The 25,552-nt window shown below is 58.5% G+C and carries 19 protein-coding genes; 8 read left to right on the top strand and 11 right to left on the bottom strand.

What is annotated here, in order from left to right:
• The first annotated feature begins 48 nt into the window (after nucleotides 1–48).
• The gene (locus tag FHT28_RS15645; RefSeq protein WP_168596688.1) at nucleotides 49–4,080 is read left to right on the top strand and encodes an ATP-binding protein; all 4,032 of its coding nucleotides are present in this window, start codon (nucleotides 49–51) and stop codon (nucleotides 4,078–4,080) included.
• Between the two features lie 237 nt (nucleotides 4,081–4,317).
• Here FHT28_RS15645 and FHT28_RS15650 read toward each other — a convergent pair whose 3' ends face one another.
• From FHT28_RS15650 to FHT28_RS15690, 9 genes are all read right to left on the bottom strand, one after another.
• A complete protein-coding gene (locus tag FHT28_RS15650) occupies nucleotides 4,318–5,610 on the bottom strand; it encodes a cyclopropane-fatty-acyl-phospholipid synthase family protein (RefSeq protein WP_168596689.1) in 1,293 nt (430 codons plus the stop codon).
• Between the two features lies 1 nt (nucleotide 5,611).
• On the bottom strand, nucleotides 5,612–7,339 hold the full coding sequence (gene poxB / locus FHT28_RS15655; RefSeq protein ID WP_168596690.1) for a ubiquinone-dependent pyruvate dehydrogenase: 1,728 nt from the start codon (nucleotides 7,337–7,339) through the stop codon (nucleotides 5,612–5,614).
• Nucleotides 7,340–7,444: 105 nt separating this feature from the next.
• Nucleotides 7,445–7,585, bottom strand: a complete 141-nt coding sequence (locus FHT28_RS15660) for a DUF2474 domain-containing protein (protein WP_080760542.1) — start codon at nucleotides 7,583–7,585, stop codon at nucleotides 7,445–7,447.
• On the bottom strand, nucleotides 7,585–8,595 hold the full coding sequence (cydB, locus tag FHT28_RS15665) for a cytochrome d ubiquinol oxidase subunit II (RefSeq protein ID WP_168596691.1): 1,011 nt from the start codon (nucleotides 8,593–8,595) through the stop codon (nucleotides 7,585–7,587). Before cydB ends, FHT28_RS15660 begins: the two co-directional genes overlap by 1 nt.
• Nucleotide 8,596: 1 nt before the next feature.
• Nucleotides 8,597–10,033 (bottom strand): cytochrome ubiquinol oxidase subunit I, encoded by a 1,437-nt coding sequence (locus FHT28_RS15670; RefSeq protein ID WP_112442365.1) that lies wholly within the window; start codon nucleotides 10,031–10,033, stop codon nucleotides 8,597–8,599.
• A gap of 305 nt (nucleotides 10,034–10,338) precedes the next feature.
• Complete coding sequence (locus FHT28_RS15675; protein WP_168596692.1) at nucleotides 10,339–11,637, bottom strand: c-type cytochrome; 1,299 nt, start codon at nucleotides 11,635–11,637, stop codon at nucleotides 10,339–10,341.
• Nucleotides 11,634–13,910: a molybdopterin cofactor-binding domain-containing protein gene (locus FHT28_RS15680; RefSeq protein ID WP_168596693.1), complete on the bottom strand. Its 2,277-nt coding sequence runs from the start codon at nucleotides 13,908–13,910 to the stop codon at nucleotides 11,634–11,636. Before FHT28_RS15680 ends, FHT28_RS15675 begins: the two co-directional genes overlap by 4 nt.
• Nucleotide 13,911: 1 nt before the next feature.
• Nucleotides 13,912–14,355 (bottom strand): (2Fe-2S)-binding protein, encoded by a 444-nt coding sequence (locus tag FHT28_RS15685; protein WP_037198656.1) that lies wholly within the window; start codon nucleotides 14,353–14,355, stop codon nucleotides 13,912–13,914.
• 230 nt (nucleotides 14,356–14,585) lie between these two features.
• Nucleotides 14,586–15,764, bottom strand: coding sequence for an MFS transporter (locus FHT28_RS15690; RefSeq protein WP_210255766.1), 1,179 nt, complete (start codon nucleotides 15,762–15,764; stop codon nucleotides 14,586–14,588).
• Nucleotides 15,765–15,870: 106 nt separating this feature from the next.
• Between FHT28_RS15690 and FHT28_RS15695 the strand changes: the two genes are divergently transcribed.
• From FHT28_RS15695 to FHT28_RS15725, 7 genes are all read left to right on the top strand, one after another.
• Nucleotides 15,871–16,722 carry a LysR family transcriptional regulator gene (locus FHT28_RS15695; RefSeq protein WP_168596823.1) on the top strand — a complete coding sequence of 284 codons (852 nt, stop codon included), beginning with the start codon at nucleotides 15,871–15,873 and terminating at the stop codon, nucleotides 16,720–16,722.
• A gap of 295 nt (nucleotides 16,723–17,017) precedes the next feature.
• Nucleotides 17,018–18,226, top strand: a complete 1,209-nt coding sequence (locus tag FHT28_RS15700; RefSeq protein ID WP_162740578.1) for a HAMP domain-containing sensor histidine kinase — start codon at nucleotides 17,018–17,020, stop codon at nucleotides 18,224–18,226.
• 85 nt (nucleotides 18,227–18,311) lie between these two features.
• Nucleotides 18,312–19,268, top strand: a complete 957-nt coding sequence (locus tag FHT28_RS15705; RefSeq protein WP_234904017.1) for an AraC family transcriptional regulator — start codon at nucleotides 18,312–18,314, stop codon at nucleotides 19,266–19,268.
• A gap of 331 nt (nucleotides 19,269–19,599) precedes the next feature.
• Nucleotides 19,600–19,956: an AraC family transcriptional regulator gene (locus FHT28_RS15710; RefSeq protein WP_162693755.1), complete on the top strand. Its 357-nt coding sequence runs from the start codon at nucleotides 19,600–19,602 to the stop codon at nucleotides 19,954–19,956.
• A gap of 135 nt (nucleotides 19,957–20,091) precedes the next feature.
• Nucleotides 20,092–21,198, top strand: a complete 1,107-nt coding sequence (locus tag FHT28_RS15715) for an HlyD family secretion protein (RefSeq protein ID WP_112442355.1) — start codon at nucleotides 20,092–20,094, stop codon at nucleotides 21,196–21,198.
• Entirely contained in the window at nucleotides 21,195–22,796 is a 1,602-nt protein-coding gene (locus tag FHT28_RS15720) for an MFS transporter (RefSeq protein ID WP_112442353.1), read from the top strand. Before FHT28_RS15715 ends, FHT28_RS15720 begins: the two co-directional genes overlap by 4 nt.
• Nucleotides 22,797–22,895: 99 nt before the next feature.
• The gene (locus FHT28_RS15725) at nucleotides 22,896–23,609 is read left to right on the top strand and encodes a molybdopterin-binding protein (RefSeq protein ID WP_168596694.1); all 714 of its coding nucleotides are present in this window, start codon (nucleotides 22,896–22,898) and stop codon (nucleotides 23,607–23,609) included.
• A gap of 459 nt (nucleotides 23,610–24,068) precedes the next feature.
• Here the strand turns inward: FHT28_RS15725 and FHT28_RS15735 are convergent, their stop codons facing one another.
• Nucleotides 24,069–24,335 (bottom strand): hypothetical protein, encoded by a 267-nt coding sequence (locus FHT28_RS15735; protein WP_047557342.1) that lies wholly within the window; start codon nucleotides 24,333–24,335, stop codon nucleotides 24,069–24,071.
• 242 nt (nucleotides 24,336–24,577) lie between these two features.
• On the bottom strand, nucleotides 24,578–25,552 hold the full coding sequence (locus FHT28_RS15740) for an alpha/beta hydrolase (RefSeq protein WP_037198741.1): 975 nt from the start codon (nucleotides 25,550–25,552) through the stop codon (nucleotides 24,578–24,580).

Genomic DNA, 25,552 nt, shown 5'->3' on the forward strand with positions numbered 1-25,552 from the left:
CCCCGATGCTCTTCGTGTCGTTCGCAAGCGAACCCTCGGCGGTACATCATGAACTACGCTTTTGGAAACCGACAGATTTTTGGTCGGGAAGCTGAACTCGAACTCCTTCGCCAGGCCTATGAACGCGTGATCCAGAGCGGATATGGCGAGATCGTCTTGATCGGCGGTGCCGCCGGTTACGGCAAGACCTCGGTGGTCAATGCATTTCTTTCGGCTCACCACACGATTAGGCATGCTATCGGCAAGGCGGACGAGGCGTTTCGGCATGTACCATATAGCGCTATCCTCAAGGCTCTCGCTCGGCTACTTTCGCCCCGAGAACTCGAAGAGATCGCATCGGTTCGTGATGCAAGCACACTTGGTCCCGTAAATCGGGTCAAAGACCGGCTTATTGAAGCCATACAATCCAGCACATCCCCCAAATCTCCACTGGTCCTTCTGATAGACGATCTCCACTGGCTCGACGAAAGCTCGATGCAATTGATGCGCGCGCTTTCGGAACGTGGATTCCGTGACATTCTGGTGATCGGTACCTATCGAAACGACGACCGGACTGACTTCGGCGACACGGGTCTGGAGAGCTTCCTCGGCGACACCGCTGTCCGCGTCACTGACATAGTCCTTAAGACATTAGCATTTGAAGCTGTGGAAGGACTGGTGTCTTCGAAGCGCTTCGGAGAAACGACGGGTCCGCTCGCCCGTTTGGTCCAGTCGGTCGCGGCCGGCAATCCGTTTCACATCCAATTGATATTGAATGTCCTGGATCGAGCCGAAATAGCGCCTGACCTCGCCCAGTTCGTTTCTCACCAGAAAAACTGGAGCCTCGACGCGCTTTTGACCCGCATCATCACGGAGTTGCCGGATGCGACACGAAATGTCCTGCAATCTGCCGCCTGTATTGGGTTCACAGGCACCAACGCCCTTTTGACCTCGGCGACCTCCATCGACATCGAGGACCTTCACCGCTTGATCGAGCCTGCTTTACTGCTAGGCCTTTTCAAAACGGAGGGCGACGCATGGCAGTTTTCGCACGATGCGGTTCGCGAGCACATTCGCGCAAGCTTGAACAAAGATGAACGTACCGAGCGGCATGCCAAGATTGCCAGAGCAATGTTGACACTCAATGCATCTGCGACCGACCAGCAGCTGGCTGCAGCGGAGCAGATCGTCAAGGCAAAACATCACCCGCTCCTCCTTGAAGGCCTCGGCCCAGCTCTTGCCGCTCTCGACAAGGCCGCCAAGATTGCCAAGGCAGTGGGGTCGCTCGAAGGCGCACTTCGTTATGCGGAAAAGGGGATAGAACTCGTTTCGCTCCTGGATGCCTCGGATCGGTATCATTGGGAATTCGCAGAGCTGCGCTGCGCCATCCTAGTTGAGCGCGATGGTGCCGCGATTGACGACAGCGAATTGGAGCGACTGATCGCCCATGCGAACTCGACGCATGAGCGCGCTCGAGCCGCGCGTCTGCGCGCGGCGGTATTGATCCTGCGCGGGCAATTCGAGCAGGCAATGGACGTTGCAATGGTCGGTTTGGATCTACTCGATATCAAACTTACAAGGAAACCGTCCCCTTCAGAGCTGGAATGTGCCCGCAGCGCTGTTTATTCTGCGATCGAGGCGCTCAATTTCCCCGCGATTTCTGCGCAGCCTCGCCTAACGGATGAAACCATCATCGTCGCCATGGATCTCCTCGCGACGTTGCAGTCTTCATTTTTCTCCGACGATGGCCTCAAATTCCTTCATACCGCAAAGATTGTCGAGCTATCCGCTGCTCACGGTGTGAGCGAAGCGACATGCTACGGTCTGGCATGGTGCGGCGTATGCATCGCCAGTGACTACCGCGACTTCGACAGCGCTCTGGCCATGGCCGAAGCTGCTGTGACGCTTTCTCATGCTCATTCTTTCCAGGCATATCGAACCTCGGCCCTTGTTGCTTTGGACCAGGTTTCCGTGTGGCTGCAGCCACTTTCTTATGCGCTTTCGCGCGCCAAGGAAGCGTTTGAGCATGGCAAGAACAGCGGCGATATCAGCATGGCCTGCTACGCGACGAACCATATCGTGTCAGATCTGCTCGCCATGGGAGCGCCGCTGTCTGTGGTCAGCAACGAGGCCAATCGCGGGATTGCCATGGCGAGAAGCGTCGGGTTCGAGGAGGTCGTGCGAATCCTTCGGGTTCAGCTCGCCCTTGTAGACAGTTTGAAAGACCGCGCCGTAGAGCCTGGAACGATCTTGGCAATCGCGACGGCAGACGCCGCTTCTCAGATGTCGCCGCTGATCTTCTGGGGTCATTTGTTTGAAGGGATTTCCCAATTCTACAACGGGAAGTTGGCAGCTGCTGCGGAGTCATTTTCAGAGGCGCGCACATGGAAATGGACAACGCCGGCACATATCCACCTTGCAGACCTTCATTTCTACACGGCATTGTGCGAGCAGATGCTCGGAAGCGGAACACCCAATTCAGCAGGGCTGGATATTCTTCGCCTCCTCGCAGAGCAGAACCCGACCACCTTCGCCAACAAGCTTGCCTTCATCAATGCAGAAGCAGCCCGTGCCTCGGGCGACACGATTGAGGCGTTACGTCAGTACGAGCTATCCATCAATGCCGCAAAGGCGGCAGGCTTTCTGCACGAGCTTGCCCTCGTCCACGAGCGTGTAGGTCGCCTGGCTCTTGAGATCGGCCTCTCCTTCTCCGCATTTGGCCATATCCGCCACGCCCAGGAGAATTTCCATAAGTGGGGTGCAGAGCAACAGGCAGATCGGCTGCGCACCGAATTCGCAAACATATTCTCCGTGCCCGTCGATGTCGAACTGCCCGAACAGAGCATTCCACCGATCGAGCGTGCCGATTCGCTGATCAACGACCTGGTTGCCGCAGCCATAGACTATTCCGGCGCAATGCGCGGACAACTGATCGCCGTGGATGGGGTTCAGTTGTCTATCGTTGCCAGCACACGGTTTCGCGACGGCATGACGAGCTTCACCACCGAGCCCTGCCTCATGACTGGCGAGATGGCCCCGGTATCCATCATCAATATGGTCGTGAAATCTGCACATAGTCTGCGCTACGGCAACGCGGTGTCCGAAGCTGGCGATATCCACGCCGAGAGCCTGCGCGAATGCCCTGCGCGTTCATTACTCTGCGTTCCGTTGATGGATAAGGACAGAGTGATAGGGGTACTGTATCTCGAGAACAACGCCATGAGCGATGCATTCTCGCTCGAGATCGAACAGGCGATCGAACTCTTCGCTATCGCAACGACCGAATCCCTTCGTCTCAAAGCACAATTGCACGAACAATTGCGTGGCAATACCGCCCGGGAATTCCGCGAAACCGCGCTTGTCAGTGCGCGCGCAGAATTGATCAAAAACTCACATGTTACAGTTCTTGGCAGCATGGCTGCTTCGATCGTTCATGAGGTGAACCAACCGCTGTCAGCCATCGTAACGTTCGCGCACTCGGGCATTCGCTGGCTGAAGCAGCCGACCCCACAGATCGAAAATGCGATAACGAATTTTAGTAAAATCGAACAATCAGGTGTACGGGCGAGCAATATCATATCGGCCCTGCGTGCTCTGGTAAAACAGGCCCCCGCCAACCTCGAGTTTATCGACATCAAAGACGTGGTAAACGACGTGTTGTCGGTTGTAGAGACAGACGAGCGAACAAAAGGCGTCGAGATTGACTGCAACCTGATTGAAGGCGGGCAGCTTTTTGCCGACCCGATCCAGATCCAGCAGGTAGTTCTCAACCTGATGACCAACGCAATCGACGCAATGGACCCTCGCGCGGACGGGCGCCGACTGAAGATTGAAAGCGAGATACGCGATGCATTCGTTGTTCTAGCTGTCACAGATACGGGTACCGGAATTCCGGCTTCCGCACGTGAGTCAATATTCGACCCGTTCTTTACGACCAAGGACAAGGGTCTGGGCATGGGGCTTGCAATTTGCAAGACGATTGCAGAAGTCCACGGCGGCAGCCTTGGCGTCGGAAGCTCGAATGCTGCAGGCACAACTATGATCTTCCGCCTTCCTTTGACACAAGCCCCCCCCAACGGCGGCCAGACAGCTGCCGAATAGGCGGATCCAAGTCAGCAGGGGCAAGTAAACACGAATTTGGTTCTGGCCCCGACATTGAAGGTGGGGTGGATGGCCTGCTTCTCACGTTATTCTATTTCGGGTCGGCTGGAGACGATCGAGCTGTGTTCGGGAATGAGCGCCCTTCTTCCGCAGTAAAGACCTTTGGCGGTCGCCAAAATGCCACCCGCCAAAGGTCGCAAGGAATGAATCTAAATAGGATTCCTTCCCCTGTTTCGTTTATTGAGCTATCTGCTCTGCGCGCCCATGGCTGGCTCTCAATGGCACCGCATGTATCGGCGTCGCATCCTGTGATGTCATGGACGCTAATTTTCGCCGTTCCGCTGCCGCCATATAGTCGCGAGCCAAAGGCACGGTTGCAACATCTTTCGTCAGCTGAATCTGCCAGTTCATGTGACCCCAGCGGCGGAAAGCAAGTTCCGATCCGACGAGATAGAACTCGAACATCCGGCAGAACCGTTCATCATAAACCGTCGTCAGGGCGGCACGATGCCGGTCAAAACGCTCGCGCCACAGCTCAAGCGTCCTGGCATAATGCAGGCGCAGGATTTCAATATCCGTTGCCCATAGGCCCGACTTCTCCACCACCGACATGACTTCCGACACTGCCGGCGAGTAACCGCCGGGGAAGATGTATTTGGTGATCCAGGGGTTGGTGCTACCCGGCCCGTCTGCCCGCCCGATCGCATGGATCACCGCCACACCGTCGTCGCGCAGAAGCGACTTCACCTTGTCGAAAAAGGTCTTGTAGTGATTGATGCCGACATGTTCGAACATGCCGACTGACACGATCCGGTCGACCTTGTGATCCCAGTTGCGGTAGTCACTCAGTTCGAAGGAGACGAGATCGCTCAAACCCTCCTCGAAGGCCCGTCGACGAGCCACGGAAAGCTGTTCCTGGGAAAGGGTCAGCCCCGTTACGCGGGCGCCGTAATCCCTTGCCAGGAACAGGGCCATGCCGCCCCAACCGCAACCTATATCCAGAACCTCAAGACCCGGCCGGTCCAGCATCAGCTTGGAGGCGATGTGAACCTTTTTCTTCAGCTGGGCGTCTTCCAGCGTCTCGTCCCCATCGGGGAAATAGGCGCAGGAATATTGCCGATCATGATCGAGCATGACCGAATAGAGGCGATCGTCGAGGTCGTAATGGTGGGCGACATTGCGCCTGGAGCGCCCGGTCGTGTTGAACTGGTCGAGACTGCGACGCAGCCGGCGGACCTTCTCCATCAGCTTGTCGAAGGGATGGCTGCCGCCCTCCATCGAGTTCATGGCGAGGAAATCGAGCGTGCCGAAGAGGTCGCCGTCTCCGAACTCGATTTCTCCGTCCATATAGGCCTCGCCGAGCGCAAGCGCCGGGTTTCTTGCCAGCCGGCGCTGGGCCAGTGTGCTCCGGATTGCAAGAGAGGCACGCGGCTCCTCTCCCGTGCCGAAGGCTTTCACCGATCCATCGGGAAAGGTCACGGTCAACGTTCCGATCTTGACCAGGCGTTCAAGTGCAGCTTCAAGGATCATGTCAGCGCTCTAGGAAGTTCGACAGCGTCAAGTCGACCAGTTCGTCGCCGCGACCGTTCATCACCGTCTTCAGGGCCCAGAGACTGAAGCCCTTCACTTGTTCCGCCTTGATCTGCGGCGGCATGGACAGTTCCTGGGTATTGGTGACGACGTCGAGCAGCGCCGGTCCATCATGCGCCAGGATGTCCTTGATCGCCCCTTCAAGCTCCGAAGGATCCTCGACCCGAAGCGCATGGACTCCGACCGACCGGGCGAAATCGGCAAAGTTCGGGTTCTTCAGCGTGGTCCCCGTTTCAAGGAAGCCGGACGCCTTCATTTCCATGGCCACGAAGCCGAGGGTCGAGTTGTTGAAGATGATGACCTTGACCGGCAGATCCTGCTGCACCAGTGTCAGGAAATCGCCCATCAGCATGGAGAAGCCGCCATCGCCGGACAGGCTAATGATCTGACGGCCGGGATAAGCGGACTGCGCGCCGATTGCCTGCGGCATGGCGTTGGCCATGGAACCGTGGGCGAGAGAACCGATGATCCGGCGCTTGCCGTTCATCTTCAGATAGCGCGCGGCCCAGATGGTTGGCGTGCCGACGTCGAAGGTGAATACGGCGTCTTCGCTCGCATGGTCGCTGACGAGCTTTGCCAGATATTGCGGATGGATTGTCCGACCCGCCTTGCCGGTGGCCAGCTCATCGAGTCCGGCCCGCGCCTTCACATACCGCTTCTTGCAGAAGTCGAGATACGACGTGTTCGGGTTGGCCTCGACCAACGGAAGAACGGCCTCGATCGTCGACTTGACGTCGCCGACAAGGGCGAGGTCGAGGGGGACACGGCGCCCGAGATTTTCCGGTCGCAGATCTACCTGGACGACCTTGGCATGTGAGGGGAAGAACTGACGATAGGGAAAGTCGGTACCCAGCATGACGAGCGTATCGCAATCCTGCATCGCGGCGTAGCCGGAAGAAAAGCCGATAAGGCCGGTCATGCCGACATCATAGGGATTGTCCCATTCGACATGTTCCTTGCCGCCAAGTGCATGGACGATCGGAGCCTTTAGTTTCTCGGCCAGCTTCAGCAGCTCGGCATGGGCGCCCTGGCAACCGCGGCCGCAAAACAGCGTCGTCTTGGAGCTGCTGTTGAGAATGTCGGCAAACTGGACGATCTCGCTGGGCTGGGGCGTGACTGTCGGCTGCGGCAGAGCGAATGCCGCCGGTTGGGAGATCTTGCCCGTGAACTCGGACAGCGCCACATCGCCTGGAATGACGATCACCGCCACGCCACGCTTGCCGACGGCTGCGCGAATCGCCGATTCCAGAACACCGGGAAGCTGATCCGGGTGGCTCACCATCTCGCAGAAATGGCTGCACTCGCGGAATAGCTGATCCGGATGGGTTTCCTGGAAATAGCCGCGTCCGACCTCCGCCGAAGGGATCTGAGCGGCGATGGCAAGCACCGGAACACGAGAACGTTGGCAATCGAAGAGACCATTGATCAGGTGCAGGTTGCCCGGTCCGCAGCTACCGGCGCAGACGGCAAGCTCGCCGGTCAGATGCGCTTCGGCGCCGGCGGCAAAGGCTGCGGTCTCTTCATGCCTTGTGTGGACCCATTCGATATCCTTGCGAACGCGCAGAGATTCGGTCAGCCCGTTCAGACTGTCGCCAACGACGCCATAGATGCGGCGCACGCCGGCGGCGTGAAGGATCTCGGTGATGACGTCTGCTGCTTTCTTGCTCATGGTACTCTCCTTGATGGATCGCTAACTGCGTCAGTTGCGAAGGCGAACAGCCTAAATGGCAGTGTTCAAAGCTGGAATTGGTTTGATTGAATGAAGCTGGCGGGCCTATTCGGTCAGTCCCGCCAGGGACATGATGAAGCGGAAGATCATGGCGAAGACGCCGAGACCGATCACCGACAGGCACCAGATGGCGACCAACCATCCGACCCGTTTGGCGGGACCGTGAGCGAGGCTCCGGAACGCCATCAGTGATACCCCTCACCCACAGCCTGCTTGCCGCGAAACACGTAATAGGACCAGGACGTGTAGACGAGGATAATTGGAATGATCAGCAGCGTTCCGACCAGCGCGAAGCCCATGCTTTCCGGCGTCGACGCTGCCGCCCAGATCGTGATCGAGGGCGGTATCACGTAGGGCCACATGCTGATTGCTAGGCCGGTGTAGCCAAGGAAGATCATGATCAGCGCGAGAATGAAGGGGGCAACATGGACCGCGCGGCTGCGCAGGACACGCAGATGAAGCCAGGTCACCCCCAAAACCAGAAGCGGCACAGGCGCGAAGAAGAAGAGGTTGGGAAGGCTCAGCCAGCGCGCCGCCACCTGCGGATGCATGATCGGGGTCCAGATGCTGACGATGATGATGGCCACGAGCAGGGCAATCGAGATCCATTGGGCCAGATCGCGCATGCGGCGCTGCAGGTCATCGGTCGTCTTCATGATGAGCCAGGTCGAGCCGAGAAGCGCATAGGCGACCATGAGGGCAAAGCCGGTGAAAATGCTGAATGGCGTGAAACAATCCAGCGCCGTACCAGTGAATGTCGTGCCGTCGATCTCGAAACCGTTGACGAAGGCACCAAGCGCCACGCCCTGCGAGAAGGTCGCGACATAAGAACCGCCGGCAAAGGCCTTGTCCCAGAAAGGCTTGTGGTGATCCGCGGCCTTGAAGCGGAACTCGAAGGAAACGCCACGCCAGATCAGGCCGGCGAGCATGAACATCAGCGGCAGATAAAGCGCGCTGAGCAGGAAGCCGTAGGCAAGCGGAAAGGCCGCAAACATGGCGGCTCCGCCAAGAACAAGCCAAGTCTCGTTGCCGTCCCAGACCGGCGCCACGGTGTTGACCATGGCGTCCCGCTCCAGCCGATCGGACACGAACGGGAAGAGGATGCCGATCCCGAGATCGAAACCATCCATGATCACATACATCATAACACCGAAGGCGATGATGACAGCCCAGATGAGGGGAAGATCGATACCCATCTTAAACCTCCGTGGTTTCGCGCAGCGGCGTTGAATTGATGTTGTCGGGAGCGGCGGAAAAAGGTCTTGCGGGTCTATGGACCTGACCATCCTGGGATGGCGCCATGCTGCCGCGGCCTTCTTCCGGACCTTGGCCAACCATCCTCAACATGAAGCCGATGCCTGTTCCAAAGAGGAGGAAATACATGACGATGAACATGACCAGCGTAACGCTGAGGGCCAGGACCGAATGGTTGGAGACCGCATCCTGAGTGCGCAGGATTCCGTAGACGACCCAGGGCTGACGCCCAACCTCGGTGGTGATCCAGCCGGCCAGCACCGCGATCAACCCAGTCGGCCCCATGCAGAGGGCGAAGAGCAGGAAGAGCCGGGTTTCGAACAGCTTGCCGCGCCAACGCTGGTAAGCACCCCAGACGCCGAGCAGGAGCATCGCCATGCCAAGACCGACCATGATGCGGAAGGTGAAGAAGATGATCGTCGAGTTCGGGCGATCCTGAGGCGCGAATTCCTTCAAGCCGGGAATCTTGCCATGCAGGCTGTGGGTCAGGATCAGACTTCCAAGGAACGGGATCTCGATCGCGTATTTCGTCTCCTCGGCCTTCATGTCGGGAATACCGAAGGCGATCAGCGGGAGGCTGGTGGCGTTCGGATCATTCTCCCAATGCCCCTCGATCGCAGCGATCTTGGCGGGCTGGTGTTCGAGTGTGTTGAGGCCATGGGCGTCGCCGACGAACATCTGCACCGGCGCAACGAAAAGCAGCATCCAGAGCGCCATTGAAAACATCTTCCGGATCGCCGGCGTGGAGCGGCCCCGCAGCAGGTGCCATGCTGCAGCAGCAGCGACGAACAGTGCTGTCGAGAGGTAGGCTGCCAGCGTCATATGAGCCAGCCGGAAGGGGAAGGAAGGATTGAAGATCACCGCCAGCCAGTCGGTCGGCACGACCCGGCCATCGATGATCTCGAAACCCTGAGGGGTCTGCATCCAGCTGTTCGACGCCAGGATCCAGGTTGTGGAGATCAGCGTGCCGATGGCAACCATGGCCGTCGCGAACATATGCAGGCCGGGGCCGACTTTGTTCCAGCCGAAAAGCATGACGCCGAGAAAGCCCGCCTCAAGAAAGAAGGCCGTCAGCACTTCATAGGTGAGGAGCGGGCCTGTGACGCCGCCGGCGAATTGCGAAAAGCCGCTCCAGTTGGTGCCGAACTCATAAGCCATGACGAGGCCCGAGACGACGCCCATGCCGAAATTGACGGCGAAAATCTTCGACCAGAAGTGATAGAGCTCTACGTAAACCGGATTTCGACGGATCAGCCACAGTGCCTCAAGCACGGCCAGATAGCTGGCTAGGCCGATCGTAATGGCAGGGAAGATAATGTGGAACGAGACGGTGAAAGCGAATTGTAGTCGCGCAAGTTCCAATGCGCTGAAACCCAGCATCGAGGCTCTCCTTCGCGTGAATGGTTCGATGGCGAGCAATGCTTGCTCGATTGCGTGACACTCGTAGTCGGAGCGTCTGCCATGACATTCGCGGTTGGGAGACTTGGTCGCAACTAAACGTAGGTATAGATTGGGCTATGCCTAGATATGCCAATGGATAGGGCGTTTTGTGTCGCAATATTCAAATTCGAAGTGCGTTTGAGCGACCGAGGCAAAGGCGAGCCGGCCTCATTGATAGCCATGGCAAAACGCCCGGTTCCCTTCTGGAAACCGGGTGCCTGCTCGCCACGAGCATCGGTAGGCTGTTATCGAGCGGCCGAGACGACGTTAGGTGTGACCTGTCCCTTCATGCCACCGAAATGACCGATCACATAATTCGCCAGCGCAGCAATCTCTGCATCGGAGTATCCTTTTGCGAATGCCGGCATCGCCGTCGTCGACGTTCCGCTTTGATCCACGGTCCCCTGCAGGATGACCCTGACAAGGTTTGAACCACTCGGGTCATTGACGGAATGAGAGCCGGACAAGGCTGCGCGGGCGATATTTTGGCCTGAGCCATCAAAGCCGTGGCAGCTGGCGCAGGTACCTTCGAATATTCGTTTGCCAACAGCGTTGCCGCCTTCGTCCGGTGTCCATGGTTTCGTTGCTTGGGCAGCAGGGGCGACCGGGTTGACCGGCGGACCTTCGTAACTTGCTGGTTTCGCCGGAACGGTGCGCAGGTAGGTGACAATCGCCTGGATATCAGACTGTGGCAGCTTGCTCAGGCTCAAATCTATTGCCTGCCGCATCGGCCCGGCAGCCGGACCATGATCTGCCGCGTAGCCCCTCGACAGGTAGGCGGCGAGCGCCTCGTCCGACCATTTGCCGAGACCCGTCTCCTTGTCGGAGGTGATGTTCCAGGCCTTCCAGCCGTCAACGAGGCTGCCAGACAGGGCTTCGCCCTGCTCGCGCTGGAACATCAGGCCGCGCGGCGTGTGGCATTCGCCGCAATGTGCCAGAGCCTCGACGAGATAGGCGCCCTGGTTCCACTGCTCGCTCTTTGAGGTATCCTGCTCAAAAGGCCCCAAAGGCATGAAGAGCAGCTTCCACGACCGCAGCGTCCAGCGTTGATTGAACGGGAAGGCCAGCTCATTCTCAGGCGCCGAACCGGACACGGGCTTGAGCGTTTCGATATAGGCCTTGATGGCAAGGATGTCGTCGGTCGAGAGGAGTGCGTAGGATGTGTAGGGGAAGGCAGGGTAGAGATCTTCACCATGCCTGCCGACACCTGAGCGAACCGCGCGGACGAACTCGGCATCCGACCAGGAGCCGACACCATCCTTCGTGTCGGGTGTGATGTTGGGCGAATAGATGGTTCCGAAGGGAAGCTTGAAGGCGAGCCCACCGGCGAAGGGTTTGCCTCCGGGGGCGGTGTGACAGGCTTCGCAGTCGGCAGCGGTGGTCAGATATTTCCCGCGTGCAATCAGTTCCGAACCATGCGGCTGAGAGGCGCTTGCGGTCACCTGTGGCAGTCGATGCGGCCAGAAAAAGAAGGCGAGTGCCGCGAGCCCGACGACGACGACCAAGCCAGAAATGACGAAGAGGAATTTGGGCAAGTATCTCATTGTGCCACTCCCCGGTGGCTGGTGATCGTCTTCGACTGGTAGCTGGCACCGCCGACCTCATCGCCATGCCCTTTCTCCATCAAGAGTTTGCGGTCGATCGGCAGCGAACGCAGCCGCACACCGGTCGCGGCGTAAATCGCGTTGGTGAGCGCTGCCGGCGCCGAGACGGTCCCGACTTCACCAAGGCCGCCGGGGTTTTCGGTGCTGGGCATGACAAAGACCTGGAAAGGCGGCACCTCGTTCATGCGGATCTGCCGGTAGTCATGAAAATTGCTTTCCTGAACGCGGCCATCCTTGAAGGTCACCCCGTTGTGGAGCGCCGCGGACAGGCCAAACAGCGTGCCACCGGTCATCTGGGCAACGACGCCGTCCGGATTGATCGGCTGACCGCAATCGACGGCGATCGTCCCGTTCCTGAGATAGACCTCGCCGTAGCGATCGACTTCAACTTCCATCACCAGGGCAGCGAACGTTCCGAAACTGTGGTGCAAGGAAACCCCGCGGCCGCGCCGAGCCGAAAGCTCTCCCCCCCAGCCAGAGGCGTCGGCGACCTTCTTCAGCACCGCAATGGCACGCGGGTTGTTCTGCAGCATGGCAAGCCGATATTCGATCGGATCCTTGCCCGCCGCCAGCGCGAGCTCATCGATGAAGCTTTCGATGACGAAGACGTTGTGGCCCTCACCCACGCCGCGCCACCAGTTCAACGAAACCGGACTGTCCTGACGAACCCATTCCCACTTCCCGTTCGGGATTGCATAGGGCATGTCGACCGACCCTCCGAGCGTATCGGGATCGAGCTTGCCTTCCGGCCAGGGCTTTCGATCGTAATAGGTTCTGACGGTCGAGCCGGTCGTGCGATGATGGAACGCAGAAGGAAGGCGCGTTTTCGGATCAAGCGTTGCCGTGACCCTGTCGAAATAGGCGGGCCGGAAATAGTCGTGCATGATATCCTGCTCGCGGGTCCAGATGATCTTTACTGGATAATTTGCGAGTTTGCCGAACCGGGCTGCCTGCTGGATCGTGTCGACGGCAAGACGGCGACCGAAGCCGCCGCCGATCAGATGCGGATGCACCGTCACCTTTTCGATCGGTAATCCGAGGATCTCCGCGGCAACGACCCTGGCGATTTCGGGCACCTGGGTGCTCACCCAGATGTCGCAGCGATCTCCTTGCATGTGAATGGTCGTGTTGATCGGCTCCAGAGCAGCATGTGCCAGGTAGGGAAGCTCATAGGTGGATTCGATCCGAACGCCTGAAGCAAGGGCGATGTCGGGATCTCCGACCACCTTGCCGACGATCGGCGTGGCCTTGGCATTGCGCAACCCGTCCCACAAATCATCGGAGGACATATCCGCGTTCGGTCCCAGGTCCCATTCGACCGCGAGCAGATCAAGGCCCTTCTTGGCGGCCCAATAGGTCTCGCCGACAACCGCAACGGCATCTTCGATCCGCAGAATATCGATAACACCTGGCGAGGCCCGCGACGCGGTATCGTCAACGGATTTCACCTTCCCGCCAATGGTGGGACAGATCGTGATCGCGGCGTAACGCATACCCTCGACCATGACATCGATGCCGAACTTTACCGCACCGGTGACTTTCTCCGGTGTATCGACCCGCTTCAGCGGTTTGCCGATCAGCTTGAACTCGCCCGGCTTCTTCAGCTGAACATCCTTAGGGACGGGCTGCGAACGGGCGGCTTCGGCAACCGAAGCATAAGAGGCTGCCCGCCCCGTCGGGTTATGGGTGATGACCGCTCTTGCTGCGCTGCATTCGGCGGCCGGAACCTGCCAGAGACCTGCGGCAGCATTGACGAGCATGGTGCGCGCGGCGGCGCCCGCTTGTCTCAAAGGCAGGTAGAATGCCCGCACGGAGGTCGATCCGCCGGTAATCTGGCCTTTCAGAATAGACTGATTGTACGCGGTCGGATCGGCCGGTGCGAGAGCGACTTCCACCTGATCCAGCCCGACTTCCAGTTCTTCGGCGAGCAACATCGCCTCGGTTGTTGCAATCCCCTGGCCCATTTCCGCGCTCGGGACGACAAGAACGATCTGCCCGTCCGTGCCGATGCGTATGAACCCATCCGGTACGAAACCATCGAACCCGGTTGCCGCAGCATCGAGAGCACCCGCGCGACCGAGGCCTGTTGTGGGTACAAGCGCGCGCGCAGAGTTGGCGAAGGCGAAACCTATGACCAGCGCACTGCCAGCGAGAAACTTCCGGCGACCGAGAGTCGGGAGACGATTGTCGTCGAGCAATCCAAAGAGCCCCATATCAAGCCTCCTTGATCGCGTCGCGGATGCGCGGATAGGTGCAGCAACGACAGATATTGCCTGACATGGCCGCATCGATTGCCGCATCATCCGGCTTCGGGTCGCGCGCAAGCAGCGCCGATGCTGCCATGATCTGACCGCACTGACAGTATCCGCATTGCACGACTTCGAGTGAAAGCCATGCTTTCTGGATTCTGCGCCCCTCCTCGGTCTCGCCAATCCCTTCGATTGTCGTAATCGCGCCGTCCAGCTCGCCGATCGGCAGCACGCAGGACCTGACCGGTTTGCCGTCGACCTGCACCGTGCAGGCACCGCATTGGCCGATACCGCAGCCAAATTTTGTTCCGGTCATGCCAAGAAGATCTCGCAGCGCCCATAGAAGCGGCATGTCCGGAGGGCCGTCGAGTTGAACGGCCCTGCCGTTCACGGTTGCAGATATCGCCATGAGGGGGAGCTTTCGATGTTCGTATCGGATGTCTGATACGGAAATGAGCGGTGAATGACCGCATTATTTTAGAATGAATACAGTCTCGAAGAACTGAGACCTAAGCGTAGCGCCCCTATACCAAGGTGTAGGGGCCAACCCGGCTCTGCCGCGAGGCGGCGGGGCATCCGCGATCGCGGCGACTTGCAGGATACGATGCGGCGGAGATCATCTCCGCCGCATCGCTTTGGTCATTCAGGAGCCCGCCTGCTCAACTGAAGACCGACGGTAACCGCGCTGGCTGCGCAGGCGACGAGCGTCGCGGCCGTCCAACCGGAATGATTATAGGCAGCCGTTCCGATCGCCGAACCTGCGGCACCACCAAGGAACATCGAACCCATGAAGACGGTGTTGAGCCTTGCGCGAGCCTCGGGACGCAGAGAATAAACAATCGACTGGTTCGAAACCATCGCCGACTGGATGCCGAAGTCGAGGGTTGTGACGCCGATGACGAGAGCAGTGATGGTGGGCGAGGCCGCAAACAGAACCCAGGACAGAAGGCAGATGATCGCCCCGAGCTTCACGACGATGGCAGGGCCGCGCCGGTCGGAGATCTTGCCTGCCAGCGGCGCCGCGATCACACCAACCGCTCCGACGATACCGAACAGGCCAGCCATGCCGGCGCCCATTCCAAACTGAGGTTCTGCCAGACGGAAGGGCAAAACAGTCCAGAAGGCGGAGAACCCAGCGAACAACAGCGCCTGAGTGAAAGCCGCCCGACGCAATTCCGGCAACTCCTTCCAAAGCGTGCGGATCGATGCGAGAAGCGCCGGATAGCGAAGCTGGCTCGATGGCGCCGCTGACGGCAGAACCGCCCACATGCCGATGGCACCGAGGATCGCCACCGGTACGGCGATCATATACATCTCGCGCCAGCCGAGGCCGCCGCCGATATAGCCGGCAACGGTTCGGCTCAACAGGATCCCACCCAGCAATCCGGACATCAGCGTGCCAACCGTTGCGCCGCGCCGATCGGGAGAAGCGAGATGAGCAGCAAACGGGATAATCTGCTGTGCCACCGTCGCCGTGAAACCTACGAACACGGAAGCGATCAGCACAGTTGCCGTGCCCGAAGCGAATGCAAGCGCCAGCAGTGCGACCGCGAGAACGGCAAACTGGGCAACGATCAGACGCTTACGCTCAACAATGTCGCCGAGCGGAACCAGTAAAAAGAGGCCGGCGGCGTATCCGAGCTGGGTGACGGGAGACACGAGGCTGGCCGCGCCAGGAAACTCGTGCGCCATGATCTTCAGCATCGGTTGGTTGTAATAGATGTTCGCGACAGCGACGCCTGTGGCAAGTGCCATCGCGAAAGTCAGCGGTGTCGTCATTCTCGGGGCAACCGCTGTGGATTGAGTGGTGAAAGCCATCTCTGACCTCCTTTCGTGGAAGAATGGAAAGTCTTATCTTCCGAACGACCTTGTTCCTCAATCGACGATGTTGCACAGTCACGGTACGGTTTTGAACGGGGTGAAGATGGGCTGGAGTGACGTTCGTATTTTCCTGGCGGTTGCGCGTAGTGGCACGCTCGGCGCCGCCGGCAGGCTTTTGAAGATCAGCCATCCCACGGTCAGCCGCCGGCTGCAGGCGCTGGAAGAGGCAACCGGCCAAACACTTTTTCAACGCACTGCCGACGGTTATGTACTGACCGAAGAAGGTGCTGCCGTTTTGACCATGGCGGAACACATGGAGGAAGCGGCACTTGCGATGGAACGCAGGCTTGCCGGAGACGTCCAGAAGCTTGAGGGGACGCTACGCATCTCTTCTCCCGACTGGTTCGGCGCCTGGGTGCTTCCTCCGGTCATGGCGAGGTTTTCGAAGGCCCATCCTGATGTCGATATCGAAGTCCTGACCGGAACCCGCCTCTTCAGCCTGGCCCAGCGAGAAGCTGACGTTGCCTTCAGAATTCTGCCCTTTGCGGAAGCCGATATTGTCCAGCGGCGGCTGATACAGATGCCTTATGGCGTCTACATCAACGCAGACCTCGATGTTCCCGAACCTGGGAAAGGCGCAGGATTTTCGCTTGTTACGATGGACACATCTCTCGGTGCTTTTCCGGACATCGATTGGCTGAAGCAGAAGCTGCCGGGTGCGAAAGTGGCTCTGAAATCGAACAATCGGAACGTCCAGGCGCAAATGAGTTGTGCCGGTGTCGGAATAGTGGTCTTGCCCCGTCCGGTCGGCGACCAGCAATCGCGACTGAAGCGGGTCGATCTCGGTGAGGCCCCTCCCCCAAGAGAGATCTGGATGGGCTATCATCGTGACGTGAGGCGATCGGCACGTCTACGTGCCTTTGTAGACATGGCCGTGAGCATGTTGGCAAACTGACAGCCCGAAACTGCTGCAGCGCCCTCGGTTAAGAATGCTGGCTGGCCCTCATCCAGGCCGCATTTTGCAGCGGCTCGTGATTACGGCCACGTTTAACCTCCTGCCACCGATCTGTGATTTTGAACAATACGGCGTTCAAGTCGGCTCAATTTGAATAGTTTCGCCCTAAAAGAGGGCCCGTAGCGATCCCCAAGTTGACGAGCATGCGCGTCAACGGCTTTGATGCCCGCTGCACGAACATTTAGACACGGTGTTGGGTATGGTCGACGCATTTTCTGGCTTGGGAGTAGAACCAATGGGCGGACTCCGAAGGACAGATGGGAGCATCGTCGCACTGCTGGATGCGGCCGTCCAGTTTTCCGGTGCTGCCAGAGGGCTTCTACTTTGCCCAGGCGATAAAGGCTTGTTCATTCATACGTCTGTGGGCGGCAGCAACGAGGCGCCTTTCATCGGAATACCTTCGTCCATGCCCATGCCACATCAAACCAAGGCAGCGATCGAGGCTACCTCACTGGGCGCGAGCGTCGTGTGCGCTCATCAGGGTGAGGCGCCCGCGGCCGCGACAGCTTGTCTCGCTGTTCCGATGGGCCAGACAAGTCTTGTTTCATCGATACTCTATCTGGAAATGGCCGACGATGTGAGCGGGTTCTCCGCATCCACCGTTCAGGCTATCGAGCTTTACGCGTCAGCTTTTGAGCAGGTCTTGAGATTGCAGGAAGCTGCCGTTGGATCGGCGCAGGTCGTCAGTAGCCTTCCCGAAACAGGCTCGGCCGTCCGGACTATTCCCTATCCGATGTTTGAAAACATTAATCCAATCACGTTGGCTGGCGTTGCGGAAACAATCGCGCACGAAATCAACGATTCGCTTTCCGCGGTGGTCGCCCATGCCAGTGCCGGCCTGCATTGGCTCAACCAAGACCCACCGAAAGTCGAGAAGGCTCGGCGGTCGTTGCGCAAGATCGCCGCATCGACTTTCTCGGTCGGAAGCGTCATGGGGAGTTATCGCTCTGCCACAGGATCCGGCGGATCCGCGTTAGAATTGATTGATGTCAGCTCATGTGTACAGGCCGCACTCGAAATTCTTGCCGACGACCTGATTGAGGCGGATGTCAAGAGCGAATGCGATTTTTCACAAGGAGCCGCCGTCTTGGCTGAAGCTAAGCAGATCGAACAAGCTATCACCACTCTGGTCAGCGTCGCCCTGGACTCCATGAAGAAGGTTCAAGGGCCACGCCGATTGAACATCTCAAGCACCATGCTTGACAATGAACTGGTCATTTCGCTCTCTGATAGTGGCCAATCCATTCCGCTTGAGGCACGGGACGCGATCTTTGACCCGTCCTATTCCTCGAAGCAGGGCGGCCGTGGCATCAAGCTCGCGATCGCACGTACCATCGCTCAGCTTCATGGCGGAAACCTCGAAATCGCCCGGTCTGACGATCGAGGAACCACGATGCTCTTCAAATTGCCGCTCAGGCCAGACCGCTCGCCAGGATACTTTTAACGCTTGTCGATCCGTGGCACATGCTGAAAATATGTGACACAGACTTTGAATTGCTACTTGCCGTAGCGCGGATGGAGAGGCTCGATTGTCGAAAGACCACACGTCAGACAACCGCAACATGGAATATCTACGGGTACTGCGGACACCGCATATCGTTGCGTCGTCTTTAACGGGTGGGCTACTTTCAGCATCCAGGATCAAGCGGGATACGCCAGGTCACGGCATGACCGACGATCACGTACTGGAAGACGCGTTCATGCTTTCTCTCCAGAAGCGCGACTACCAGGGTGCGATGTGGGTCGACGGGAAAAAGGTCGATTTTCGCGGGAGCAGGCAGGGAAATTTCACTCTTTACGATTACTCGAGAGTTTGGCGAGCGGACCTGCAGTCACCGTTTGATTGCACGAACTTCTACATCTCCAGACGAGCACTGTACTCTTTGGAGGAGGAGATCGGCACCAAGCCACTTGAAGGGTTCAACGTTGCGCCGGGGGCAGATATCGACGACCCGGTCGTCCATAACATCGTCAACGCATTGATCCCGATATTCGACGGACGCTTTGACACCAACCAGCTGCTCTTGGATTATGTCGGCACCGGTCTTCTGGTCCACCTTGCATCGACTTACGGCAGTATTCACCGCCAATCACATATCCGTCGCGGCGGGCTAACTCCGATGCAGCTCAACCGCGCGACCGCGCTACTCGATGGCAACCTGCATGGTCGGCTGAATCTGTCCGATATTGCGCGAGAATGCGGCCTCTCATCCTCCTATTTCGCGCGAGCGTTCAAGGTCTCCACCGGCGGAACACCACATCGGTGGCTTGCTCAGCGGCGGCTGGACAAGGCGTCAGATCTGCTGAGAAATTCCTCGATAACCTTGAAGGAAATCGCGATCGCCTGCGGTTTTTCCGATCAGGCGCATTTTTCCAGGACTTTCAGTAAGGCCAAAGGGATGCCGCCCGCCGCCTGGCGACGCAACATCATCCTCACGCCTTCCTTTAGCATGCATCAGGTCTCTCCGAAATTTCGCCCTGACTGACGGTCGGTTCTTGACCGTCCGCGTACCACGCCCGTGATCAACGCCGATGGGATATGCGGCGTGCAGACCATGCACCCCTGTGCGACAACGGCGACGCAACAACTCGACAATGGCGAGAGCCAAAGCAAGCACCTGCTTTGCCTTTGCTTTTTACGCAAAACGGTTTCGACTAAATAATGGCTTATCGCCCGACTGGTTTCGCTGCAGTTGTCATCGTCTCGAATATGACGATCAACCGAAATAAGGCAGCGCAAGGCAAATGTCGGAAATTAACCGTGGCGGATTGACGCCACTGCGACTTAGCCGTGCCATCGCCCTTCTCGAAAGCAGCGTGACCAACCGCATGAGCCTGTCACAGATCGCAATCGAGTGCGGCCTATCCTCGACATATTTTGCCAGGGCATTCAAAGTTTCCACCGGGCTTTCTCCCTACAGGTGGCTTGCCCAGCACCGGATAGAGAAAGCATCGCAAACTCTGACAAGCACGCTGCTTCCGCTCAGCGAAATCGCTGCACAATGCGGCTTTGCAGATCAAGCGCACTTCGCCCGGGTGTTTCGAAATACCAAAGGCGTTCCTCCCTCCATCTGGCGAAGGGATATGGGATCAACCCAGCCCGCCGACGGCACGATCGCAATTGGGACATCGGTCGAGGCGGCTCCGTTGGGCGCGTTGCGGAAGTCCGCCTGATCGCACGCTGCGACTGTTTGCCCCCTACCGACGGTCACTGAACCTATTCATGCGTATAGTGTCCGGCCTCGTTGCCACTTGTTACCCTGCGCGCGAGAATTTTCGTCACACCTCGCAGGACAGGCTCCACTACAGATGACTGATCAGACCACAACAGGGACAGGCAGTTCCGCGGCGCTAGCCCCCTCACCTGTCTTGGCAACAATCAAGCGTGTCGCAATCCCCGCTCTCGCAGTCGTTGTCATTGCCTGTGCAGTGACATCGACCATGCTGGATTGGAACAGCTGGGTTGCTGGTGCCTCTCGCCAGACAACCGACGACGCGATCGTCAACGCTGATATCTCGACGCTGAGTGCCGAGATCAGCGGTACGATAAGCAGCATGCCGGTGGCCGACTATCAGAGAGTAACGAAAGGGCAGCTGCTCGCGCAGATCGACCCCCGTAGCTACGAAGCCGCGGTCGCCGTCTCCACAGCCAATCTCGCTTCCGCAAATGCCACCCTTGCAAACCTGGCAAACCAGATCGAGCTGCAGAAGGCCGCGATCGATGCGGCAGAAGCACAGCACACCTCGGCCCTCGCCCAGCAGACGCAGACGGTCGAAGAGTATCAACGCCAAAGCGACCTCGGCGGCGCAACGACACAACAGGCTCTGCAACAAGCACAGGCTGCCGCGCTTCAGGCGACCGCGTCCGTTCGATCGACGGCCGCCGCGATTGCGCAACAGCAGGCCCAATTGAAAGTTCTGCAGGGTCAGGAACCATTGCTCAGGGCTCAGGTCGATGCCGCCAAGGGCAATCGTGATACGGCGAAGATCAACGAGGGCTATACGCGGATTTATGCGCCTTTCGACGGGATGCTTGGCAGAAAGCTCGTTCATGAGGGCGATTTTGTCAGCGCCGGAGCGGGGATCTTGGCCGAGGTCCCGCTGCCAAACGTCTATGTCACCGCAAACTTCAAGGAAACACAGCTGTCACGCATGTCCGCCGGCAACAAGGTCGAAATCCGGATCGACACTTTTCCGGGAGAGCTGCTGCGCGGCACCGTTGTCGATCTCTCTCCAGCCAGCGGATCGATCTTCGCACTTCTTCCCCCCGACAATGCGACGGGAAATTACACAAAGGTCGTCCAGCGTCTTCCAGTCAAGATTGCGATTGACGGAGGCCAGTCATTGATGGACCGCCTTCGGCCCGGCATGTCTGCTACCGTCACAGTCGAAACGCCCGACAGCGCACGTCCATGACGACGGTTATTCGCTCGTTCGGTCCGATCACCAGCGGCACCACAGTCACGCGACCGATCCTGATCGTCGCCGCCCTGATGCTCGCGTCCTTTGTCGTCGGGTTTGACACACGCGTCTTCGTGGTGGGTCTGCCGGACTTGCGCGCGGCCTATTCGTTGAGTGTCGATGAAGCATCCTGGCTCAGCACCATCGCCAATGCACCGCAGATCCTGATCGCCTCAGGCGTCGCCTGGCTTGCGACGGTCTTTGGCGTCCGCAGGATCATGATCCCGACGGCGCTCGTCTATTCCGTCGTCTCGCTGGAAATCCCGCTCGTCAATGACGGGCCGCTGCTCTTTGCCCTTCATGCGATCAGGGGCCTGCTGCTCGGGGTGTTCATTCCGGCGACAATCATGGTCATCTTTCGTAACCTCGACAAGAAATACTGGCTGATCGGCATCGCCATCTACTCACTTCGGGTCCCTCTGTCGCAGAACCTCGGCTTCGTGCTGGTCGGCTTTTACGGTGACTATCTTGGATGGCAATGGATGTACTGGCAGGACGTCATCGTTGCGCCGCTCATCGCGCTTCTGCTGTTCATTGCCGCGCCAAAGGAGCAGATCAACGTCAACCTGCTGGAAAATGCTGACTGGGGTGGCATGATGCTGCTCGGATCATCCATGACCATGCTCTACGTCGCGCTCGACCAGGGCAACCGCCTTGACTGGCTGCAGTCCGGCCCGATCATCGCGCTTCTCGCCGGCAGTTTTATCCTGGCGATCGGGTTTCTGATTAACGAGAGCCTGGTCACGCATCCTTGGGCGCATTTCAGCGTGATCATGACCCGTAATATCGGCCTTGGATACGCGATCATCATCTGTTACGCGCTTTCGAGCGCCGGGGCCTCGATCGCCATTCCAGGCTTCCTGCAAAACGTCGTGGGCTTGAGACCTATATCCATCGCAGGCCTCTATCTCACCGGAGCGGTCATCCCGGTCTTTCTATTCATTACATTGGCCGGCCTGCTGCTGCGGCGCTTCGACGCCCGTTTGTGCATCGTGTTGGGACTGGGCCTGATGGCGATTGGCTCACAGTTTGGATCGCAACTGACGATATCCTGGGCGCCGTGGAACTTCTTCCCGACAGTCATCCTTCATACAGCCGGCCAGTCCTTCGCCTTCTTCGCCACGATAGTCTATCTCATCGGCAATTCAGATCCGTCACGCTCGACAGCAGTATCAGCCTATATTCAGGTCGTCCGGCTTGGCAGCGTCGAAATCGCCACGAGCATTCTCGCAACACTGCAGAGGCACCGAGAACAGTATCATTCGGACATCCTGAATAGCCCGATCTCGGCCACGTCGCAGCAATTACATGTGCTTCTTGGCAAGCTACAGCATGTTTTCGGCGCCGGTACACGCGCCCACCTTGAAAGCCTATCCGTTGTCGCAACCCAGATCAGGAGCCAGGCAACCGTGCTTGCCTACAGCGATCTTTTCGTCCTGTCATTCTGGGCGGCTATTGCTGGTCTTGCTATTGCAGCGGTTATGGTATCGATGCCTTATGGTCCTCTCCATCCGGATTTCAAGCCGCCCCCACCTGAGGCGCCCAAAAGCTGATCGCTGCATGCGTTCCCTGTCACTGACCAGACGACGGCGCACCGGTTCGTCGCGATATTCAGGCCGCGTATCTGCGGATTGGCAGCCAACGAGCAAAGCATGAGCACTGATAATCCCATACCCAAGACCCTGTCAGAGGCGTGCGAGTTCATTGCCAGCTATCTCGAGGTCTTCCCGAGATCCCAGGAAATGCCATTGGGTGACGCAATCGGCAGCATTCTTGCACGTGATGCGACAGCACCGGCAGGGCTACCCCGTTTCGACAACGCCGCCATAGATGGTTTCGCCGTTCGCTCAGCAGATCTTACCGCCGGCGAGACCGGTTCGGATCTCAAGGTCACAGCGATAATCGCTGCAGGTGAAATAGGCTTCCATGAGATCGGACCCGGTCAAGCAGCGCGCATCATGACTGGGGCGATGATTCCGAAGGGCGCAGATCGCGTTGTCGTTCAGGAAAATGCTCGGATGAATGGCGATCGAGTTCGCGTTTTCACATCAGCCAGCGATAAGCCTCATATCCGGCGTACCGGCACGGATCAGCTCCTCGCGGCCCTCGTCGGCGCCGCAGGCGACCACGATCTGATCGTCACGTCGGGGGGAGCCTCGGCCGGCTTTGCCGATCATCTGACGCAAGCGGTCTCTCAGCGCGGGCATCTGGAATTCTGGAGGCTCGACATGCGGCCGGGCAAGCCAATCGGCTTCGGCGATGTCGATCATTGCCCGATCCTCATCCTTCCCGGCAACCCGCTCGCGGCAGTTGCAGGATGCGCGATTCTGGGTCGCACACTCGTCTATCGGTTGGCGGGCTGCTAGATCGTTGAGAGCGACCGCCTGAGGCTGCCGATTTCACGCTCCTTTTCAAAACCACTGGGGCGCACTCAAATCCTTCCCGGCCGGCTTGTCATCGACCCTGTCAGAAGCATGACGATCGCGGATCCATTGCCCGAGCGCGGATCTGCGAGTCTCCAGTCGATCTCAAATGCGACAGTGTTGATCGTCTTGAACAGCAACCGCGGTGACGTGCAGCAGGGTGATATCGTCGATGTGGTCCAGTTATGGGACGTGTAGCGGCTAAACCAGCAGCCCCTCGTCGCGGAAGGCGCAGTTTGCGATTCCAGTGGCTGCTGCAGAACATCATATTCTACAACATCGCAAAATCGGCAAAACAACTATCGCGTTAATCGGACAGTCTGTAAGATTTCCGCGACACTGCAATGGCGGCAGCTACGGTGGGTCATGTCACCGAAGGCTCGAATTGAGCACCGCCCCAATCTACGCGAATGCCAATCCAATACCTCTCTGGACCGTACAACGCGGGAAGGAAGCTACGGCGCCACAAGGGTTTGTGGGCGTAATCTTGATAGGGTCAGCTTCAAGCGAATGCGCCTTCGCTGCAGATACATACATGTCAGCCTGCAGCCTCAACGCGGCTTCATGAAGGAAGTTGGCAAAGTCCGTGAGTGATATCCCGTCGGCCGTGAGCATCACGCGGATGAGCGGATCGGTCAGGATCTCGGACATTGTGAGCTCTTCGTCCATCGTCGTTTGCCTCCAAGGTCGTGTCGGGATGACTGTAGTGTATGACCTTCTAGCTGCAGGCGCGGCTCCGGGTTATCATACGAAGATATAGGCAAGCTGAAATTCGGCCCTCCCTTCCGTTGTTCGATCCCACTTGGATCTATCACGAAGAAGGCTCCGCACATGGCGACCATCGGGTCGCCATGTGTATAAACGAAGGGGCAGAGCCTAGCCCAATCAGCCGGCCATACTGTTGCTCTCGATCAACCCTTGATGAACGCCAGGAGGTCCGGATTGATCACGTCCGCATGGGTCGTGAGCATGCCGTGCGGATAGCCCTTGTAGATCTTCAGCGTGCCGTTCTTCAGCAGCTTGATCTGCAGTTCGGAAGCATCCTGATACGGCACGATCTGATCATCATCGCCCTGCGTGACCAGCGTCGGAACGGTGATCTTCTTCAGGTCGTCGGTCTGATCTGTCTCCGAGAAGGCCTTGATGCCGTCATAGTGCGCCTTGGCTGCGCCCATCATGCCCTGGCGCCACCAATTGTCGATAACACCCTGAGAGACCTTCGCGTCGGCACGGTTGAAACCATAGAACGGGCCGGAGGCGACATCGAGGAAGAACTGGGCGCGGTTGGCGGCAAGCGCAGCGCGGAAGCCGTCGAAGACTTCAATCGGCGTACCGCCAGGATTGGAGGCCGTCTTGACCATCAGTGGCGGAACAGCGGAAACCAGGATCGCCTTCGCCACACGACCCTGCGGCTGGCCGTATTTCGCGACATAGCGGGCGACTTCACCGCCGCCGGTCGAATGACCGATATGGACTGCGTTCTTCAGGTTCAGGTGTTCGACGACGGCATTGGCATCGGCGGCATAGTGATCCATGTCGTGACCTTCCGAGACCTGGCTCGAACGGCCGTGGCCACGGCGGTCATGCGCTACGACGCGATAGCCCTTGGAGAGGAAGAACAGCATCTGGGTGTCCCAGTCGTCAGACGACAGCGGCCAGCCATGGTGGAAGTGGATCGGCTGTGCATCCTTCGGACCCCAGTCCTTGTAGAAGATCTCGACGCCATCCTTGGTGGTAACGTAGCTCATCGTCATATTTCCTTGTTTCAGGTGCTTCTTCGTGGCCGCCTGTGCTGCGGACGAAAAGGGAAGGGCCATTGCGGCGGCCGTCGCGGCGCCTGTAATCAGGACGTTGCGGCGATTGATCGGGAGAGAGTTGCTGATCAT

The sequence above is a fragment of the Rhizobium sp. SG570 genome (assembly GCF_012275345.1).
Taxonomy (GTDB): Bacteria; Pseudomonadota; Alphaproteobacteria; order Rhizobiales; family Rhizobiaceae; genus Rhizobium; species Rhizobium lusitanum.